We start from the raw sequence: 1289 nt of genomic DNA on the forward strand, positions 1-1289 counted from the left end.
CCCTAACTGATGGCTCGAGTCACAGAGTTGGCGATCTGTGATGGAAAGAGCTTTCCGTGAACTGTGATGTCATGGTGAACTATCGACCCTTGGCCCGGGCTTGACGCACCGAAGCGTGCGTTGGGGGGTGACGGGGGACGTAGGGGCCCTGATCCGGTCTTTTGTGTCAAGTAGTCGTCAAGCGTGACGGACTGCACTTACAAGGGTCTTGCCTCTTACGCCCCTCCTCATGCCAAAATAGGACAAGGAGTCCGGGGGAGGCTTCTTCTGCCCACCTCTGGGTGGAATCTCAGCATTGCACGCTATGGGGGGTCTGATGACTCCTGATCGCCACTGTGACCGATCGTCACAGTGGCGTGACTGTCCGCTATGGCATGGTCCATCGGCTTCCGTCGCTGATGAACACCTGGGAGGGCAATTCCATCGGTTTGGCCGACGCGGCTGGACAGATGGTGTAGTTGTAGTGCCGAGGACAAGCCGTTCGTCCTATAACCGACTCGACCCGCATCCGCCATTTCGGGCAACGCGGGTCAAGGTGCAGAATTTAGAAGAAAGAACCGAGAAGGTTCGGTTCTCCCGAGGAGGCCGCTCATGACCGCTCGCACCCCTGATGCCGAGCCGCTGCTGACCCCGGCTGAGGTCGCCACGATGTTCCGCGTGGACCCGAAGACGGTCACGCGGTGGGCGAAGGCCGGCAAGCTCACGTCCATCCGTACGCTCGGCGGTCACCGCCGTTACCGCGAGGCCGAGGTCCGCGCACTGCTCGCGGGCATTCCGCAGCAGCGCAGCGAGGCCTGAACCATCGCATAGCAGGGCGAATCGGCAGTTCCCCCAACATGTCGAGCCGCCCGACCCACAGCTCCAAACGACGCGGGATCCTGCCCCAACAGGGCCCACGCCCACGCTCTTCGGAACCGCCGGGGTCTCTCCGGGCGGGCCACACTCTGCAGACAAGCAACACGGGTGCGTCGTCGATCGCGCTGGACTCCGCCGGGTCCAGCGCGATTTTTTTTGTGCGCGGGCGCGGTGGGTCCCGTGTGGGGTTTGTGGGCACCTGGCCTGCCGCCTCGTGCGCGAGCTTGTCGGACTCTGGGGAGAGGTGTCGGATCTTCTGTGGGGGCGCCCCGGTCGGCGGTGCAATTGCACATATTAAATTGACCTGTTGTAGGAGGCTGGTAAATTCCGCGCCTCCGGCAACTCCGTGGGTGACACCTGTCACACGTCGCGATGCTTGTTGTTGGTGGAGCATCTGCGCTATTAGGGGCGGCAGTTGAGGCCCGGCGTGGTGG

The 1289-nt window shown here is 62.7% G+C and carries 1 protein-coding gene; it reads left to right on the forward strand.

The features are described from left to right. Window positions 1–591: 591 nt before the first annotated feature. On the forward strand, window positions 592–798 hold the full coding sequence (gene bldC, locus FNH08_RS50180) for a developmental transcriptional regulator BldC (RefSeq protein WP_003949541.1): 207 nt from the start codon (window positions 592–594) through the stop codon (window positions 796–798). The last annotated feature ends 491 nt before the right edge of the window (window positions 799–1289 follow it).

It is taken from the genome of Streptomyces spongiae, from assembly GCF_009377185.1.
In the GTDB taxonomy this organism is placed as follows: Bacteria; Actinomycetota; Actinomycetes; order Streptomycetales; family Streptomycetaceae; genus Streptomyces; species Streptomyces spongiae.

Coding starts and splice junctions, on each gene's coding strand:
- bldC (WP_003949541.1), top strand. CDS start 592: ATGACCGCTCGCACCCCTGATGCCGAGCCGCTGCTGACCCCGGCTGAG.